The sequence below is a fragment of the Ruegeria sp. BF8 genome, assembly GCF_056538625.1.
The window spans coordinates 1-18,369 of record NZ_JBQFTL010000005.1 but is presented as its reverse complement, the minus strand read 5'-3'; the positions used below and the strand labels follow the sequence as shown (position 1 = coordinate 18,369).

Annotated in this window: 16 protein-coding genes; all 16 read left to right on the top strand. The window is 62.5% G+C overall.

Features of this window, described 5'->3' with window-relative positions; all coding sequences use genetic code 11:
* Positions 1–76: 76 nt before the first annotated feature.
* Positions 77–2,587 carry a heavy metal translocating P-type ATPase gene (locus ACR0LD_RS15805; RefSeq protein WP_480637877.1) on the top strand — a complete coding sequence of 837 codons (2,511 nt, stop codon included), beginning with the start codon at positions 77–79 and terminating at the stop codon, positions 2,585–2,587.
* A gap of 13 nt (positions 2,588–2,600) precedes the next feature.
* On the top strand, positions 2,601–2,987 hold the full coding sequence (gene cueR / locus ACR0LD_RS15800) for a Cu(I)-responsive transcriptional regulator (protein ID WP_093963300.1): 387 nt from the start codon (positions 2,601–2,603) through the stop codon (positions 2,985–2,987).
* 177 nt (positions 2,988–3,164) lie between these two features.
* Complete coding sequence (locus tag ACR0LD_RS15795; RefSeq protein WP_480637875.1) at positions 3,165–3,830, top strand: Crp/Fnr family transcriptional regulator; 666 nt, start codon at positions 3,165–3,167, stop codon at positions 3,828–3,830.
* Positions 3,831–3,926: 96 nt separating this feature from the next.
* Entirely contained in the window at positions 3,927–4,142 is a 216-nt protein-coding gene (locus ACR0LD_RS15790) for a YgaP family membrane protein (protein WP_170359531.1), read from the top strand.
* Between the two features lies 1 nt (position 4,143).
* Positions 4,144–4,575 carry a YeeE/YedE family protein gene (locus tag ACR0LD_RS15785; RefSeq protein WP_170365772.1) on the top strand — a complete coding sequence of 144 codons (432 nt, stop codon included), beginning with the start codon at positions 4,144–4,146 and terminating at the stop codon, positions 4,573–4,575.
* Positions 4,576–4,579: 4 nt separating this feature from the next.
* Positions 4,580–5,017 carry a DUF6691 family protein gene (locus tag ACR0LD_RS15780; RefSeq protein ID WP_480637872.1) on the top strand — a complete coding sequence of 146 codons (438 nt, stop codon included), beginning with the start codon at positions 4,580–4,582 and terminating at the stop codon, positions 5,015–5,017.
* An 85-nt stretch (positions 5,018–5,102) separates the two neighbouring features.
* Entirely contained in the window at positions 5,103–5,987 is an 885-nt protein-coding gene (locus ACR0LD_RS15775; RefSeq protein WP_260066749.1) for an MBL fold metallo-hydrolase, read from the top strand.
* Between the two features lie 15 nt (positions 5,988–6,002).
* On the top strand, positions 6,003–7,685 hold the full coding sequence (locus tag ACR0LD_RS15770; protein WP_480637870.1) for a bifunctional protein tyrosine phosphatase family protein/NAD(P)/FAD-dependent oxidoreductase: 1,683 nt from the start codon (positions 6,003–6,005) through the stop codon (positions 7,683–7,685).
* Positions 7,686–7,750: 65 nt separating this feature from the next.
* The gene (locus tag ACR0LD_RS15765) at positions 7,751–9,487 is read left to right on the top strand and encodes a SulP family inorganic anion transporter (protein WP_480637869.1); all 1,737 of its coding nucleotides are present in this window, start codon (positions 7,751–7,753) and stop codon (positions 9,485–9,487) included.
* A gap of 88 nt (positions 9,488–9,575) precedes the next feature.
* Entirely contained in the window at positions 9,576–13,136 is a 3,561-nt protein-coding gene (locus tag ACR0LD_RS15760; protein ID WP_480637867.1) for an AAA family ATPase, read from the top strand.
* 30 nt (positions 13,137–13,166) lie between these two features.
* A complete protein-coding gene (locus ACR0LD_RS15755) occupies positions 13,167–13,424 on the top strand; it encodes a DUF4242 domain-containing protein (protein ID WP_093963294.1) in 258 nt (85 codons plus the stop codon).
* Between the two features lie 105 nt (positions 13,425–13,529).
* The gene (locus tag ACR0LD_RS15750) at positions 13,530–14,945 is read left to right on the top strand and encodes an FAD-binding oxidoreductase (protein ID WP_480637865.1); all 1,416 of its coding nucleotides are present in this window, start codon (positions 13,530–13,532) and stop codon (positions 14,943–14,945) included.
* Positions 14,946–15,050: 105 nt separating this feature from the next.
* Positions 15,051–15,866: an ABC transporter substrate-binding protein gene (locus ACR0LD_RS15745; protein ID WP_170365764.1), complete on the top strand. Its 816-nt coding sequence runs from the start codon at positions 15,051–15,053 to the stop codon at positions 15,864–15,866.
* Between the two features lies 1 nt (position 15,867).
* Positions 15,868–16,701, top strand: coding sequence for an amino acid ABC transporter permease (locus ACR0LD_RS15740; RefSeq protein ID WP_170369582.1), 834 nt, complete (start codon positions 15,868–15,870; stop codon positions 16,699–16,701).
* On the top strand, positions 16,701–17,432 hold the full coding sequence (locus ACR0LD_RS15735; RefSeq protein WP_170359545.1) for an amino acid ABC transporter ATP-binding protein: 732 nt from the start codon (positions 16,701–16,703) through the stop codon (positions 17,430–17,432). Before ACR0LD_RS15740 ends, ACR0LD_RS15735 begins: the two co-directional genes overlap by 1 nt.
* Positions 17,433–17,528: 96 nt before the next feature.
* A partial coding sequence (locus tag ACR0LD_RS15730) for an amidohydrolase (protein WP_480637862.1) occupies positions 17,529–18,369 on the top strand: 841 nt, incomplete at its 3' end.

The following is an 18,369-nucleotide window of genomic DNA, read 5'->3' as shown; positions in this document are numbered from 1 at the left end:
ATTCCGCAGAGGGCCTTGACCTTCCACTTGCTGGAACCCTTATGTACAGGGTCGACCGGATAATCGTGGTGACGACATGGCCAATATTTCACATGCCAAATTTCAGGTTCAGGGGATGAGTTGCGCGTCTTGCGTGGCCCGGGTTGAGCGTGCGCTCAGCGCGGTTCCGGGCGTCGACTTGGCTGCAGTAAACCCGGCGAATGAGAGCGTCCAGGTGGATTTCCATGCTCCGGCTGATGTCAAATCCATCGCACAGGCGATGGAGGACGCGGGCTATCCAGCCGTGACCAAGACCGTCACGCTCAACATCCAGGGCATGAGCTGTGCTTCATGCGTCGGCCGGGTCGAGAAGGCTTTGCTTGCCGGGCAGGGGGTGCTGGCGGCGTCGGTCAACCTCGCCTCGGAAAGCGCGACCGTCCAGTTTGCAACGGGCGCCACGACACCCGAAGCGATTGCTGCATTGGCCAACGCGGCCGGGTACCCGGCGACGCCGCGCAACTCGGCTCAGGCAGCGGCGCAGGATCGCAAAGCTGACGAAATCCGCAAACTGGCACTGCGAACGGGGTTTGCGGCGCTCTTGGCCTTGCCGGTTTTCATCCTTGAAATGGGCGCGCATGTCATTCCCGGCATGCATCATCTGATTGCAAGCACCATCGGTCTGCAAGCCAGCCACTACATTCAGTTCGTCTTGACGACACTGGTCCTGTTCGGGCCCGGTCTTCAATTCTACACCAAGGGCTTTCCAGCACTTGCCAAGGGTGCGCCAGACATGAATTCGCTGGTCGCTTTGGGCACGTCGGCGGCTTATGGGTTCTCGCTGATCTCGACCTTTGCGCCCGAAATCCTTCCGACCGGCACGGCCAATGTCTATTACGAGGCGGCCGCGGTCATCGTGGTTCTGATCCTGCTGGGCCGCTTTCTTGAAGCACGCGCCAAAGGCCGAACCGGCGAGGCGATCCGCAAGCTGGTCGGCCTGCAGGCCAAAACCGCGCGGGTCGAACGGGAGAACCGCATCGTCGAACTGCCTATTGATCAGATCGCAGTGGGCGATCTGGTTCACGTGCGGCCCGGCGAAAAGATCCCGGTCGATGGCTCGGTGCTGGGCGGCAGTTCGTATGTTGACGAAAGCATGATCACGGGTGAGCCGGTTCCGGTCGAGAAATCCTCTGACGCAACCGTCGTAGGCGGCACCGTGAACGGTACCGGAGCGTTGACCGTCCGTGCCGAAAAGATCGGAGCGGATACGATGCTGGCGCAGATCATTCAGATGGTCGAACAGGCTCAGGGCGCGAAGCTGCCCATTCAGGGCTTGGTTGACCGTATCACCCTTTGGTTTGTTCCCGCGGTGATCGCGGTGGCGGTCGTGACAGTCCTTGTTTGGTTGCTGTTCGGACCGGACCCGGCACTCAGCATGGCTCTGGTTGCCGGGGTCGCGGTGCTTATCATTGCCTGCCCCTGCGCAATGGGTCTGGCTACGCCGACATCGATCATGGTGGGCACGGGGCGCGCTGCGGAGATGGGCGTTCTGTTCCGCAAGGGCGACGCGCTGCAGATGTTGCAGGAAACCACTGTTGTAGCGGTGGACAAGACCGGCACCCTGACGGAAGGCCGCCCGGAACTGACTGATCTTGTGGTTGCCCAAGGGCTGGATGAGGACACCGTCCTGCGGCTGGTCGCAGCCGTCGAGGCCACTTCGGAACATCCGATCGCCACCGCCATCGTGCGCGCGGCCGAGACACGCGGCCTGAATCTGCCGAAGCCCGAGGATTTCAAGTCGATCACCGGCTATGGGGTTCAAGCGGTCGTCGAAGGGCACAGCATCCTCATCGGCGCCGATCGTCTGATGGAGCGCGAAGGCATCGACATCAGTGCGCTGTCAGATCACGGCGCGTCGCTGGCCGCCAAAGGCAGAACACCGCTCTACGCCGCAATCGACGGAACCGCTGCCGCCGCAATCGCGGTGACCGACCCGATCAAGCCCAGCACACCGGAGGCCATCGAAGCCTTGCACGCGCTGGGGCTCAAAGTGGCGATGATCACGGGCGACAACAGGGCGACGGCCGATGCCATCGCAGCACAGCTTGGGATCGACACAGTCGTCGCCGAAGTCCTGCCCGAAGGCAAAGTCGCTGCACTGGAAAACCTGCGCGTGAACGGCGGCAAGTTGGCTTTTGTCGGTGATGGGATCAACGACGCTCCGGCGCTGGCGGCCGCGGATGTCGGCATTGCCATCGGCACCGGGACCGACGTTGCGATCGAGGCCGCAGACGTGGTGCTGATGTCGGGCGATCTGATCGGCGTGGTCAACGCCTTCGATATCAGCCAGCGCACCATGCGCAATATCCGGCAGAACCTGTTCTGGGCCTTTGGCTACAACACGCTGCTGATCCCGGTGGCCGCGGGAGTTCTCTATCCCTTTGGCGGACCCTTGCTGTCCCCGGTTTTGGCGGCTGGCGCCATGGCGCTGTCCAGCGTGTTCGTCTTGTCAAACGCATTGCGGCTGCGTTGGGTCAAGGCGGCCCGGCCGCCGAGCGGATCCGACCGCAAACCGCAGACCATTGCACACGCACCCACACCCGCCGAATAGGAAAGGAGCCGCCATGAACATCGGGGACGTCGCCGAACGCTCGGGTTTGCCGGCCAAGACCATCCGGTATTATGAGGATATCGGTTTCATCAAACCCAGACGCTCGACCAATGGATACCGCCATTTCGACGAGAAAGAACTGCACAAGCTGGCGTTCATCGGGCGCGCGCGGTCGCTGGGGTTCACCATCGAAGACTGCCGCTCGCTTCTGGCGCTGTACGAGGACAAGCATCGCGCCAGCGCGGACGTCAAGCGGATCGCCAAACAGAACCTCGAAGAGATCGATGCCAAGATCGAAGGTTTGAAAGCCATGCGCGAAACACTGTCGCACCTGATCCAGGAATGCGCCGGAGATGACCGCCCGGATTGTCCGATCCTCAAGGATCTGGGTCGCGACTGACAGGATAGACCCGAGGCACCTTCGGGCGCTTTCCCTTGATCGCGACCACGGTTCTGTCCTAGGCCATGCGGCAGGTGCACAGGACGCGTTGTTACGAACGTATCGTCTAGGCCGGGCGAAAGACGGCAGAACCGTAATGATCTACGAGGGCTTTGGGCCACCCATGCAAGCAGCCACATGACAATCACTGACTGGACCCAGCGGTTCCACGGAACCAGCCACCTGCCCGATGCGGTACGCGCCCGGTTGCGCGCGGCCGCGCGGATCGTGAAGTTCCCGAACGGGGCCCAGGTGTTCGGGCCCGACAATGTGCCGGACAGCCTCATGTTTCTGTACGAAGGCCGGATCCGCGTTTCACAAAGCTCGGATACGGGGCGCGAAATCGTCTTGTATCGGGTCGAAGCCGGCGAAAGCTGCGTGCTGACCACGGCATGTATGCTGGCCGAAGAGGCCTATAACGCCGAAGGCATTGCTGAAACAGATGTCACCGCGATCGTCCTGCCCAAGCCTGCCTTCGACCGCCTAGCTGCGGAAGAGGACGCGTTCCGCGATTTCGTGTTCCAAGCCTATTCCCGCCGATTGATCGACCTTCTGCGTGTGGTCGATGACGTCGCCTTCGGCCGGATCGATGTCCGGCTGGCGGAACGTCTGCTTGCATTGGCCGATGCCGCGAACGAGGTGCAGGCCACACATCAACAACTGGCCAGCGAACTGGGAACCGCGCGTGAAGTTGTCTCGCGGGTGCTCCACGACTTCCAGAAACGCGAGTTTGTTTCGCAATCCCGGGGCAAGATAACGCTCACCGACACAACGGCTTTGCAGGCTTTGGCCCACAGCACCTGATTTTTCGGGAATCTTCTCGGCTTTCGTGACATTGTCACTGAAGAGACGCTCCTGGCGTCATATATGCCATTCAGAAACCTGAATATGGAGGGCGATATGACCAACAACGTCGGAACGATCGACCGCACGCTGCGCGCAGCTCTTGGGTTGGTCCTGCTGTACCTGGTACTCTTCAGCGGGCTGGCCCTGTTCGCCGCACCCCTTTTCAAATATGGCGCTGTGATCGTCGGCATCATCATGCTGTTGACCGCGACCATGAAATTCTGCCCAGTGTACACGCTTTTGGGCATCAAAACCTGCAGGACCAGATAATATGGAAACCGTATTCACGCCTTTTGCATCCTTTGGCGGCGGCCTGCTGATAGGCTTGGGCGCCGTGTTGTTGATGCTGGGCCTCGGCCGCATCATGGGCGCCACCGGTATCATGTCCGGTCTGGTCTTTCCTGACAGCGGGTCCGAGTTTTCCTGGCGTCTGGCGCTTGTTGCCGGAATGATCGTTGCACCGGGTCTGATCTACGTGCTGACCGGCTCCATGCCGGCCATCGAGGTGCCGATCAGCCCGCTGATGATCGTGGTCGGCGGAGTCATCGTCGGTCTGGGCGCCAGCCTCGGCTCGGGGTGCACCTCGGGTCACGGAGTATGCGGCCTGTCGCGGTTGTCGACCCGGTCCCTGGTCGCCGTTCCGACCTTCATGGCAACTGCCGCCATCACGGTTTTCGTGATCCGCCACGTATTCGGAGGGTGAGGCAATGAAACTGTTCCATACGTTCCTGACCGGCCTCGTCTTCGGCACAGGCATCGCGATCTCGGGCATGATGAACCCGGCCAAGGTGTTGAATTTCTTCGATCTGGCTGGAACCTGGGACCCCAGCCTCGCCTTCGTAATGGGCGGTGCGCTGGTGGTGACATTCATCGGCTATCGCCTGGTATGGCGACGCGCCGCGCCGCTCTATGCGGACCGGTTCCAGATTCCGGGCGCAAAGCGCATCGACATGAAGCTTGTCGGCGGCTCAGCCTTGTTTGGCGTGGGCTGGGGCATCGCAGGATTCTGCCCGGGCGCGGCAATTCCGGCCCTGGGCACCGGACGGTGGGAGGTTCTGCTGTTTCTGGGCGCGGTCGCCGCCGGGCTGGCCCTGGCGCGCATTCTGCAAGGGCAACCATTGATTACACGTTCGGCCAAGGCCTGAGCGTCAGAGAGGAGGCACGATCATGACCGACCAAAAGGCAATCGACACCCACAACCAGAAAATGGCTGACGCAATCGCGACACCAATTTCCGCATATCCGGTGGATCTGAGCGTCAAACCCAAGGTTCAGGGCTTCTACGACAAGGCCACGGCGACGATCAGCTACATCGTTTCGGATCCGACATCCAATGCCTGCGCGATCATCGACAGCGTGATGGACATCGACTATGCCGCTGGCCGGATCACCTTCGAACATGCCGACCTGCTGATCGCCGAGATCGAAAAGCAGGGCCTGAAACTGGAGTGGATCATCGAGACCCACGCCCATGCCGATCACCTGTCGGCGGCGCCCTACATCCAGCAGAAGCTGGGCGGCAAGATCGGCATTGGCGAGAACATCAAGATCGTGCAGGAGGTCTTCGGCAAGATCTTCAACGAAGGCACCGAGTTCCAGCGTGACGGCAGCCAGTTCGATGCACTGTTCACCGATGGCATGACCTACAAGATCGGCAACATGACCGCCTTCACCATGCACACACCGGGCCATACACCGGCCTGCATGGTGCATGTGATGGGCGATGCGGCGTTTGTGGGTGACACGCTGTTCATGCCCGATGGTGGTTCGGCCCGAGCCGACTTTCCGGGCGGAGATGCGGGAACGCTTTATGACTCGATCCAGAAGGTGCTGAGCCTGCCGGACGAAACCCGCCTGTTCATGTGCCACGATTACGGCCCCAACGGCCGCGACATTCGCTGGGAAACCACGGTGGCCGAGGAAAAGGCGCACAACATTCACGTGGGCGGCGGCAAGTCGCGGGACGAGTTCATCAAGATGCGCACCGAGCGTGACGCGACGCTGGCGATGCCGACCCTGATCATCCCGTCGATCCAGGTCAATATCCGGGCGGGTGACATCCCGACCGACAAGGACGGCAACCAGATGCTCAAGGTTCCGGTCAACAAGATCTGACCGCAGGAGACAACAATGGAAATCCGAAAGATTTCGGGCGCACTCTCGGTGTCGCCACAGGTAACGCTTGCCGATATCCCGGCGATCAAGGCCGCGGGCTTCCGCGCCATCATCTGCAATCGCCCCGACGGTGAAGGGTCCGACCAACCGACATTCGAGGAAATCGAGGCCGCTGCAGAAAAGCTTGGCATCGAAGCCCGGTACGTTCCCGTCCAGACTGGCCTGGTTCGGGATGAGGACGCGCAGGCCTTCGGTCAAGCCCTGACCGAACTGCCAGGTCCGATCCTGGCCTATTGCCGGACGGGCACGCGCTCGGCCACGCTTTGGTCGCTGCACGAGGCCGCGCAGGGCCGAGCCTTGCCTGACATCCTGACCTCAACCAAGGCTGCCGGATATGACATGAGCGGCGTGGCCCGCCGCATCGCCAATGGCGGCAAGACGCCCACCGACACCGGCGACGCGTCCTTTGACGTGGTGATCGTGGGCGGCGGGGCAGGGGGCATCGCCACCGCCGCCAGCCTGCATGCGCGTAAATCCGACCTGTCGATTGCCATCATCGACCCGTCCGACGTGCACTATTATCAACCCGGCTGGACCCTGGTGGGCGGCGGCGTGTTCACGCCGGAACAGACGGCCAAGACCATGGGCGCGCTGATCCCGCGCGGGGTCAAATGGATCAAGGCCGCCGTGGCCGCGTTCGAGCCGCAAAACAATGCCGTCATTCTGGATGGTTGCCGAGTGGTCAAATACGACCGTCTGGTGGTGACTCCGGGGCTTAAGCTGGACTGGGGTGCGATCGAAGGGCTGGAAGAAACGCTGGGCCGCAACGGCGTGACCTCGAACTATCGCTATGACCTGGCGCCTTATACTTGGCAGCTGGTCGAGGCGCTGAAGTCGGGTCGGGCGCTGTTCACCCAGCCGCCGATGCCGATCAAATGTGCGGGCGCGCCGCAGAAGGCGATGTATCTGTCGGGCGATGCGTGGGTTCGGCGCGGGGTTCTCAAGGACATCGACATCCAGTTCATGAATGCGGGCGGGGTGCTGTTCGGGGTCAAGGACTATGTCCCGGCGCTGATGGAGTACGTCAACAAATACGATGCCACGCTGAATTTCTTCCACAACCTGGTGGCGGTGGACGGGGCGGCGAAGACCGCCACGTTCAAAGTGGCCAAGCCCGACGCGCAGCCCGAGCAGGTGACGGTCGAGTTCGACATGATGCATGTCTGCCCGCCGCAGGTGGCGCCGGACTTCATCCGGGTGTCGCCGCTGGCGGATGCGGCGGGCTGGGTCGATGTGGATCAGACCACGCTGCGCCACAAGAGCTTTGACAACATCTGGTCGCTGGGCGACGTGATGAACGCGCCGAACGCAAAAACCGCGGCCGCCGCGCGCAAGCAGGCGCCGGTGGTGGCCGACAACATCGTGGCCGATATCGAGGGCCACGGCCCGGTGGCGGCCTATGACGGCTATGGCTCGTGCCCGCTGACGGTGGAACGCGGCAAGATCGTGCTGGCCGAGTTCGGCTATGGCGGCGTCCTGAAGCCCAGCTTCCCGAAGTTCCTCATCGACGGCACCAAACCCAGCCGCGCGGCCTGGTTCCTGAAGGAAATGCTGCTGCCGCCGGTCTATTGGTCCGCGATGCTGAAGGGCAAGGAATGGATGGCCAAGCCCGAGCCGCTGAACGTGGCGGCCGAATAGGTCGCTAGGGCTTCTTGCCCTGCGCCATCCAACACCCGCCCTGTGCCCTCTTGAACGTGGAACCGATGCACAACCTGTTGCGATACTTGCCAATTCTGGATTGGGGCCGCCGGTATGACCGGGCGGCGCTGTCCAATGACCTGATCGCCGCGGTGATCGTGACGATCATGCTGATCCCACAATCGCTGGCCTATGCGCTGCTGGCGGGGCTGCCGCCCGAGGCGGGTATCTATGCCTCGATCGTGCCGATCATCCTCTATGCGATCTTCGGCACCAGCCGGGCGCTGGCGGTGGGTCCGGTGGCGGTGGTATCGCTGCTGACCGCATCCGCCGTGGGGCAGGTGGCTGAACAGGGCACCGCCGGCTATGCGGTGGCGGCGCTGACACTGGCCTTTCTGTCGGGCGGGTTCCTGGTGTTGCTGGGTGTGTTCCGGCTGGGCTTTCTGGCCAACTTCCTGTCTCATCCGGTGATCGCGGGTTTCATCACCGCCTCGGGCATTCTGATCGCCACCAGCCAGTTGAAACACATCCTGGGGGTCAGCGCGCATGGCCATACCCTGCCCGAGATGCTGGGCTCTATCTTGGCGCATCTGGACCAGACCAGCAGGATTACGGTGGTGATCGGCGCACTGGCCACGGCCTTCCTGTTCTGGGTGCGCAAGAACCTCAAACCCGCGCTGCGGCGCACGGGCGTACCGCCGCTTTTGGCCGATGTGCTGACCAAGGCCGGGCCTGTGGTGGCGGTAGTGGCAACCACGATGGCGGTCTGGGCCTTCGGGCTGGACGCGCGCGGCGTCAAGATCGTGGGCGAGGTGCCCCAAAGCCTGCCTCCGCTGACCCTGCCGGGGCTGTCCTCGGACCTGATCGGCGCGCTGCTGGTGCCCGCCATCCTGATCTCGATCATCGGCTTCGTCGAAAGCATCTCGGTCGCGCAGACGCTGGCGGCCAAGAAACGTCAGCGCGTCGATCCCGACCAGGAACTGATCGGCCTGGGCGCGGCCAATCTGGGCGCCGCCTTCACCGGGGGCTTTCCGGTCACCGGCGGATTCTCGCGCTCGGTGGTGAACTTCGACGCGGGCGCCGAGACCCCGGCGGCCGGTGCCTTCACCGCCGTTGGGCTGGCGGTTGCCGCACTCTTCCTGACCCCGCTTGTCTATTTCTTGCCCAAGGCGACGCTGGCCGCGACGATCATCGTGGCGGTGCTTAGCCTGGTGGATTTTTCAATCCTCAAAAAGACCTGGGGCTATTCACGGGCCGATTTCACCGCCGTCGCCGCTACAATCGTCCTGACCCTGATGGCCGGCGTCGAAGCGGGTGTTGCCAGCGGCGTGGCAATCTCGATCCTTCTGCATCTTTACAAGACTTCACGTCCACATGTGGCCGAACTGGGGCTGGTGCCGGGCACTCAACACTTCCGCAACATCCTGCGCCACAAGGTCCAGACCGACCCCACGCTGGTCACGTTGCGGGTGGATGAAAGCCTGTATTTCGTGAATGCCCGCTTCCTCGAGGATCTGATCCAGTCGCGCGTGACCGAGGGTTGCGAGATCCGCAACGTGGTACTGATGTTCTCGGCGGTGAACGAGGTCGACTTCTCAGCGCTCGAAAGCCTTGAGGCGATCAACCACCGCCTGCGCGACATGGGTGTCGGGCTGCACCTGAGTGAGGTCAAAGGCCCGGTCATGGACCGCCTGAAGCAGTCGCATTTCCTCGATGAATTGAACGGGCAGGTGTTTCTGTCGCAATATGACGCTTGGCAAAGACTGACCGCGCCTGACCGGATCACGTGGGCCGCGGAATGAGTTCTGATCCCTGAGCCGCGTAATCATGATTATGTAAAGTTTATTCCTCACGCTTGATTGACGAATTGCAACCACGCATGATCCGTCAATGGGGTTCACGGTCAAAACATGGCTGAACGATCTTGGTCTGGGCCAATACGCAGAGACCTTTGCGGAAAATGACGTTGATGCACGCGTATTGCCTCTGCTGACCAATGACGATCTCCGAGAGCTTGGAGTCAGCCTCGGACACCGCAAGGTCATTCTGGCTGCCGCCCGCGTCCTGTCTGATGAACAAACGCCCGAGCAGCCAACATCTGACATCGCAGCAGCCGCAGCCGAAATACGGCCCGACACGGATGGGCAACCGTCGCGCGCTCCGGCCGAGCGGCGCCATCTGACGGTCTTTTTTGCCGATCTCGTCGGCTCGACCGAATTGACCAACCGGATCGACCCCGAAGACATGCGGATCCTGTTGCAGCGATACCAGGATGCCGTTGCAGGTGCTGTCAGCCGGTATGGAGGATATGTCGCAAAATACCTTGGCGACGGGCTGTTGGTCTTTTTCGGGTGGCCCCGCGCCTATGAGGATCACGCCATTCGGGCCGTCAAAGCTGGCCTCGAAGCCGTGCGAAGGGTCCGGCAGATGACGACGCCCGACGGAACCCCGCTTGCCGTGCGCATCGGCATCGCCAGCGGCGACGTGGTTGTCGGTGACGCGATCGGTGAAAACTCGTTCGAAGAAGGCGCCATGACCGGACCGGTGTTGAACTTGGCCGCCAGGTTGCAGGAAAAAGCCCCGGCAAACGCCGTCGTCATGCCCCGTGCAGACCTGACAGGGTCGTTGGATGGCGTGTTCGAGGTTTCATCCTTGGGCAGCGTGCCCCTGAAAGGCTTCGATGTCGCCCACGACCTGGTTCAGGTCATGGGTGAGCGCAGCGCCGAAAGCCGGTTCCATGCGGTTCGCGGGGATGGTGCCCACGGGTTACTGATCGGCCGCAGTTTTGAAAAGGGCATCCTTCTGCAATCCTGGAAGCACGCGCAGGACGGCAAAGGCGAAGTGGTCCTGCTGTCAGGCGAAGCGGGAATCGGCAAGTCGCGCCTGATCGAGGAGTTTCTGCAGGACGAAAGTGTGGTCCAAAAGGCCGACATCATCAGACTGAACTGCTCACCCTATCTGACCAGCAGCCCGTTTCACCCGGTTGCCGAACGGATTTCTCAGGATGCGGGCGTCGACCCGGATTTTGACGACGACAGGGTGCAGGAGAGTGTTCACGACATGCTGGCCCAGCGGCAAGGACTGGATCTGGACCTTGTTCTACCTGCCTTCGCCGCTTTGGTCGCCCCGCGCAGCACCTTGGCCCAGCAGGTCCTGCAACTGTCGCCCCAGGAACAGCGCGACCTGACGATCCAAGCGCTGATCACCACGGTAAAGGCCCGGGCCGTCCAACGTCCGGTCATCCTGTTTGTCGAGGATGCCCATTGGATCGACGCCTCGACCCACGCGTTGCTGGATCGTTTCAAAGCGTTGTGCGTCGACCTTCCCCTTCTGATCGTGATCACGCATCGCCCCGGCTGGGAAATGCAGAAGACCGAAGGGGACAGCCATGTGCAAACCCTGCATCTGGGGCGGCTTGATGCCGAGCAGGTCGCCCATCTGGTGCAACGTGTCTCGGGACGCGATCCGGATCCGGAATTGGTCGACCTGATTGTCGACAAAACCGACGGCGTGCCGCTTTTTGTCGAGGAACTGACCCGCGCCATACACGAAACCGGCGGGGTCGGTGTGAACGTGCCCTCGTCCCTCAGCGGAGCGTTGTTGGCCCGGTTGGACGCCGTATCGCCCGACGCCAAACAAACGGCTCTTGCCGCGTCCGTTATCGGTCGCGAGTTCGAACCGGCTCTGCTTGCCGCGTCGATGCCGGAAGCCCCGGCAGAGCTCGACACTTGTCTGGCTGAGCTGTGTCGCGCTGGACTGGTCTTTGAAAGCGGGCACCACAAAGGGCACTATGTATTCCGCCATGCATTGATCAGGGACACCGCCTATCAGTCCATGCTCAGCAGCACGCGCAAGGCCCAACACGCCAATGTCGCCCGCGCGCTGATGCAGTTGCGGTCGGCCGAGATTGAACGACGCCCCGAGTTGGCCGCCCGGCACCTGACCGAGGCCGAAGACTGGGCTGCCGCCTATGACCGGTGGCGCGCGGCGACAGAAATGGCCCTGTCACGGTCGGCCAGCCAGGAAGCCCTGGCCAATGCGACGGAAACCCTGAAGGCCGCGCAAAAACTCGGCGACGAAAAAAGCCCTCAGACGATCGTTGGAAACCTGCTGCTTGGGCGCAGCTACGACAGCGCAGGCAGGTTGCCGGAAGGAATCGCCAAACTGAAGGAAGCCTCGGACGCCGCCCGGCACTCAGGCCGGACGGACCTTGCTGCCGACGCGGCGCATCATTTCGCCGATTCATGCATGATGGCCGGTCAACGGCACGGCCAGGCGATCAGCCTGTGCTTCGAGGCATTGGACAGCCTGCCGCCGACAGATGAGGTTCGGCGGTGTCGTCTGATGGCCCAGATCGCCCGCGCCTACATGTTCATCGGCGACTTTGCCGAGGGCACTAAATATGGCCAGCAATGCATGGAACTGGCCGCCCGGCTGGGCGATCACAAATCCCGGTTCGCCGTCATGATGACCCGCTTCGGCGCTCCCTTCGTGGCGCGCCAGGGCGAAGATCGGCTGAACTGGCGCAAGAACCTCGAATCCATGCACGAAGTGGCGGAAAAGCTTGGAAACATCGATCAGGGTCGCGACCGTACCCTGAGCCTGTTTGTCGGTGCCGAAATGGCGGACCGCCAGTTGGTCGACACCTCGTTGAAACTGCTGACCGAGATCTCGGACAAGGACAACCACCGACAGCTGTACTGGGTCCAGATCCATGCCCGTGCAATGGTGGCCATCCTGGATGGCGATTTTGAACGCGCCGAGACCTATGCGAGCGAAGCCGTCAAAATCGGGCGGCAGACACACGGCGCCCATGTCGAGGGTGTCTACGGCGTTCAGATGTTCACCATCCGGCGCGAGCAGGCCCGGTTGCACGAAGTGGCCCCTGTGATCAAACGGCTGATGTCCGACAGTCCCGGCGAAACCAGCTGGAAACCCGGTTTCGGCCTGATAGCCGCCGAACTGGGGTTTCGCGAGCCCGCCGAGCGTATTCTCAATGAGATCGCGGACACCGGTTTTGACCTGCCTCAGGATGCGATGTACTCGACCACCCTGTCCTATCTTGCGGATATCTGCGTGGCAGTCGAGAACACGCACCATGCCCAAACGCTGATCGACAAGCTGCTGCCCTATAGGGACCTGACGATCACGGCCGGCGCGACAACCGTCTGCACCGGATCCGCGGCCCGACGGCTGGGTGCGCTGGCCGCCGTGTTGGGTGATTGGGACACCGCCGACGAGCTGTTCGAAACCGCGATCCAAGTGGACACAGCGATGGCCGCGCCGCCGTGGATCGCCCACAGCCAAGCCGCGCGCGCCTGGGCTCTTCGCCGTCGCGGTCGCGCCCAGGATCTGCGCTCGGCCCTGTCGCTTGAGGCCGAAGCGTTGGCAACTGCCCGGGAATTGGGTATGGTTTCCCTTAGGTCAAAACTTGAAGGATCCGCGTCTTAGACTCCGAGCACATGCGCAGGGGGGTGCATAATGCCAAGGTACATCATCGAACGGAACTTCGCCGAACAGCTTGAGCTTGGCGACGATGACAAGGTAAAGATCAAGGAAATCAACGACGAAGAAGGGATCGAGTGGATTTTCTCGTTCCTGAGCGCGGACAAGCGGAAAACCTATTGCCTGTACGAGGCGCCGGACGCGGAAAGCCTGCGCAAGGCGGCCAAGCGTCTGAACATTCCGGCTGACGTCATCACGCCAGTTGATCGGATCGATCCCGGCATCTTCGCCTGAAGCGACCCAATTTGCATTGCGCGCCCTTCGCTCGAATGGGGCGCGCAACCCATTGCCCGAGGCAGCACCGCAGGAAACCTGTCCACCTGATCTGGAGGACTGATCATGTTTGACCTGATAACGCTGAACGGCAGCACCAAAACCGTGGACCAAGAAGCGCTGGACGCTTTGGACGCGTCGCTGCGTGGATCCGTCTTTCTTCCCGGCAGCCCCGAATACGATAGTGCCCGCACCACCTGGAACAGCATCGTCGACCGCAAACCCGGCTTTGTGATCCGGGCGCTCGGGGCCAGCGATGTGCAAAAGGCAGTGAATTTCGTGCGCGAGGCGGGGCTGATCATGTCCGTCCGCTCGGGCGGTCACCAGATCGCCGGACATGCCGTGGCCGATGATGCGGTGATGCTGGACCTGTCGCAGATGAAATCGGTGCATGTCGACCCGAAAGCGCGCACCGCGCGTGTGGCGCCGGGCGCGGTGTTGGGTGACGTGGACCGAGAGACGCAGGCGCACGGGTTGGTGGTTCCGACGGGCATCAACTCGACCACCGGGATCGCCGGGCTGACACTGGGTGGCGGCTTTGGCTGGACCACGCGCAAGTTCGGCATGACCATCGACAACCTGATCTCGGCCGAGGTGGTGCTGGCCGATGGCTCGATCGTGACCGCGTCGGAAAGCAGCCACCCGGACCTGTTCTGGGCCATTCGCGGCGGTGGCGGCAATTTCGGCGTGGTTACCTCGTTCGAGTTCCGCCTGCACCCGCTGGGGCCGCAGGTGCTGTCCGGCCTTGTGATCCACCCGCTTGAACAGGGTCCCGCCCTGCTGCCCGAATACGCCCGGATCGCCGACACCGCCCCTGACGATCTGACGGTCTGGACGGTGATGCGCAAGGCCCCTCCCCTGCCCTTCCTTCCCGAAGACTGGCACGGGCGCGAGGTGCTGATCTTTGCCGCCTGCTATGCAGGTCCCATCGAAAACGGCGAAGCCGCGATGGAGCCGCTGCGCGCCCTCGGGGACCCGATCGTGGACGTGATCTCGCCGCACGCCTTCGTCGACTGGCAAGCCGCTTTTGACCCCCTGCTGACCCCCGGCGCGCGAAACTATTGGAAAAGTCACGATTTTGATGCCCTGCCCACGGATGCAATCGCAGGGCTTCTGGACAGTATCTCGACCCTTCCGGACCCGTCCTGCGAGGTGTTCATTGCCCATGTCGGCGGTGCGATGGCCCGGGTCGAGGCTGCGGCGACAGCCTATCCCCAACGCTCGGCCCATTTCATCATGAACGTGCACACCCGTTGGGAAGATCCGGCCAAGGATGACACTTGCATCGCCTGGGCACGCGCGCTCTATGACCGCATGACGCCGCATGCAACCGGCAGTGCCTATGTCAATTTCATGCCAGCAGACGAGGCCGATCACCTGTCCGGCGCCTACGGGGCCAATGCCACGCAGCTGTCGCGCATCAAGGGGCGGTACGATCCCGGCAACCTGTTCCGGGTGAACCACAACATTCCGCCTGCGTGACGACTTGAACTTCTTGCAGTGTCTGGCATAGACCGCGACCAACTGGACAGGGTCGGCGGGCAACACTACCGTGGGCCCGACATTCCCAACAGGAGACCCAGATCCATGTCCAAGATGCTTTCGATCGCGGCCGCAACCCTTGCGTTCACCGCAACTTCGGCCCTTGCGGACGGGCACTGCGCCGCGGGCAAGACCCTGACCGAGGGCAAGTTCACCGTGGCCACCGGAAACCCGGCCTATTACCCGTGGGTGATGGATGACGCGCCCGAATCCGGCCAGGGCTTTGAAGCCGCCGTCGCCTATGCCGTGGCCGAGGAGATGGGCTTTGCCGCGGATGACGTGGTCTGGGTCCGGTCGTCCTTTGACGAGGCGATCCAGCCCGGCGCAAAGAATTTCGACGTGAACATCCAGCAATACTCGATCACGCCCGAGCGCGATCAGGTCGTTGATTTCTCGGCCCCCTATTACACCGCGCCGATGGCGGTTCTGGTCAGCGCAAACGCCGTTGAAACCCCGCCCACGCTCGAGGCGCTGAAGGGCCTGCAATGGGGCGCGGTCGGGTCGACCACCGCAGTGCCGAAACTGGCCAGCGTGATCCAACCGGATGCGGACCCGCTGCTCTATGGCGACAATGCCGATGTGAACGCGGCCATGACCGCCAACCAGATCGACGCCGCGCTGTTCGACCTGCCTACCGCCCTGTTCCTGAGCGCGGTGATGATCGAAGGGTCCAAGGTGATCGGCCAGTTCCCTGCTGATCAGGGCGACAACCCCGACCAGTTCGGCATGCTGATGGAGGAAGGCAACCCGCTGAAATCCTGCGTGGATGCGGCCATCGCCGCGCTGACCGAAAGCGGCAAGCTGGCCGAGATCGAAGCCAAATGGCTGCAGGACACAACGGGCGTTCCGCTGATCAAGTGACATGACACGAAACAGAACGGCGGGCCCGACCCGCCGCGAACTTTTTGAGGCGCAGCAGCGGCGGCGGTCGATCCGGATCGCCGCGACCAGCACCGTTCTGGTCGTCGTGGCGCTTATCGTGCTGGTGCCGCTGGCGCCGGGCTGGGCCAAGGTCCAGCAGAGCTTTTTCAACGGCGAGGTGCTGGTCAAGACCTTCCCGAAGCTGCTTGAAGCCTTCAAGATCAACGTGATGATCTTTGCCTGGTCGGCACCGGCGATCGCGGTGCTGGGGCTGCTGATCGCGCTGGCCCGCGACACCAAATCACCAGCGCTGTTCCCATTGCGCATCTTCGGCGCGGCTTTCACCGACATCTTCCGTGGCGTGCCTGTGATCCTGACCGTCTATCTGATCGGTTTCGGCATTCCCGGGCTGGGCCTGACCCGGCCATGGAACTCGCCCTATATCTGGGGATCGCTGGCGCTGATCCTGACCTATTCGGCCTATGTGGCCGAGATTTTCCGCTCGGGCATCGACAGCGTACACCACAGTCAGCGCGCCGCCGCCCTGTCGCTGGGCCTGACCGAAGGCCAGGTTATGCGCGATGTGGTACTGCCGCAGGCCGTCCGCAACGTCGTGCCGTCGCAGATGAACATGCTGATCGCGCTGCAAAAGGACGTGTCGCTGCTCAGTTTCATCGGCCCGGTCGAGATCTTCCGCCAGGCGGGCGTGTTCAAATCGCTGCTGGCGAATTTCACGCCTTACGTGGGCGCGGCGATCATCTTCCTGATCGTGACCATCCCGGCGACGCGCTATGCCGACCACCTTATGGCCAAGCAGATGCGGGAGCGGCGTTGATGTCGAAACTGAACCTGCGCAACGTCGTCAAACGCTTTGGCGACCGCACCGTCTGCGACGGTATCGACCTGACCGTTGACGAGGGGCAGATGGTCTGCCTGATCGGCGCTTCGGGGGCGGGCAAATCCACCGTTCTGCGCTGTATCAACCTGCTCGAACCGATCGAGGATGGCGAGATTCTGCTGGACGGGGTCGACATTTCGGTGCCGGGTCTGGATCCGCAATCGGTGCGCGCGCGCATCGGCATCGTGTTCCAGAGCTTCAACCTGTTCCCGCACATGACGGCGCTGGACAACGTGATGCTGGCGCCGCGCCGCGTGCGCGGCCGCACGCGCGCCGAGCTGCTGCCCCAGATCGAAGAGATGTTCGAACGCTTCGGGCTTGCCGACCGGATGCACAACTATCCCGACCAACTATCTGGTGGACAGCAGCAGCGCGTCGCCATCGTGCGCGCCCTGGCCATGCAGCCCGAGGTGATGTTGTTCGATGAGATTACCTCGGCTCTGGACCCGCAATTGGTGGGCGAGGTTCTGGACGTGCTGCTGATGCTCAAACAGCAGGGCATGACGATGGTGATGGCCACGCACGAGATGGGCTTTGCCCGGCAGGCCGCAGACAAGGTGTGTTTCCTGCAGAACGGCCGCATCGTCGAGGAAGGCCCGCCCGAGCAGCTGTTCGACCACCCGCAGCAGGACGCCACACGGCAATTCCTGGCGCGCGCGCTCAAGTAAACGCCGACGTCGGATCAGCAATTCAACATTGCACGGGCCGGACGCCAACTTCGTGCTAGACTCCAGCGCATTGCCATATGCTGCTGGAGGTTCGGAATGCGTCTTTTGTCCCTGTCTGCCGTGAGCGTTGCTGCCGGTCTGACCCTCGGCAACATGGCTTTGGCCCAACAGATCGCGGACACGATCTATACCGGTGGTCCGATACTGACGATCGATGACGCCAGGCCCACGGTACAGGCGGTCGCGGTCAGGGATGGGCGGATCATCGCGGTAGGTGAACTGGCCGAGATGCGCAGCCACCAGGGCGACGACACAACGATCTTTGATCTGGACGGGCGCGCAATGCTGCCCGGTTTTGTCGACAGCCACGGCCACGTGGTCATGGGCGGCTTGCAAGCCTTGTCGGCGAACCTGCTGGCCCCACCGGATGGCAAGGTCACCGACATTGCCAGCCTGCAGGCGGCGTTGTCCGCGTGGGCCGAGGCCAATGGTGACACGGTCAAAGCGATGGGGATGATCATCGGCTTTGGCTATGACAACGCACAACTGGCCGAACTGCGCCACCCTACCCGTTCCGAACTGGACGCGGTATCGCGCGACGTTCCGATCATGATCATCCACCAATCGGGCCATCTGGGGGTGGGCAATTCCAAGGCACTTGAACTGGCCGGGATCACCGCAGAAACCGAGAACCCGCCCGGAGGTGTGATCCGAAAGGACGAGGCCGGCGAGCCGAACGGCGTGTTGGAGGAATACGCATTTTTCGGCGCCTTGGTGCCCCTGCTTGGCAGTGTCGGCGAAGACGGGCTGCAGACTTTCGCGCGCGCCGGCAGCCGGATGTGGGCGCGCTTTGGCTACACCACCGCGCAAGAGGGGCGCACCTCGGGCCCGGCGGTTCAAGCCCTGCGCCGGGTGGCCGCGGACGGCGACCTTCCCA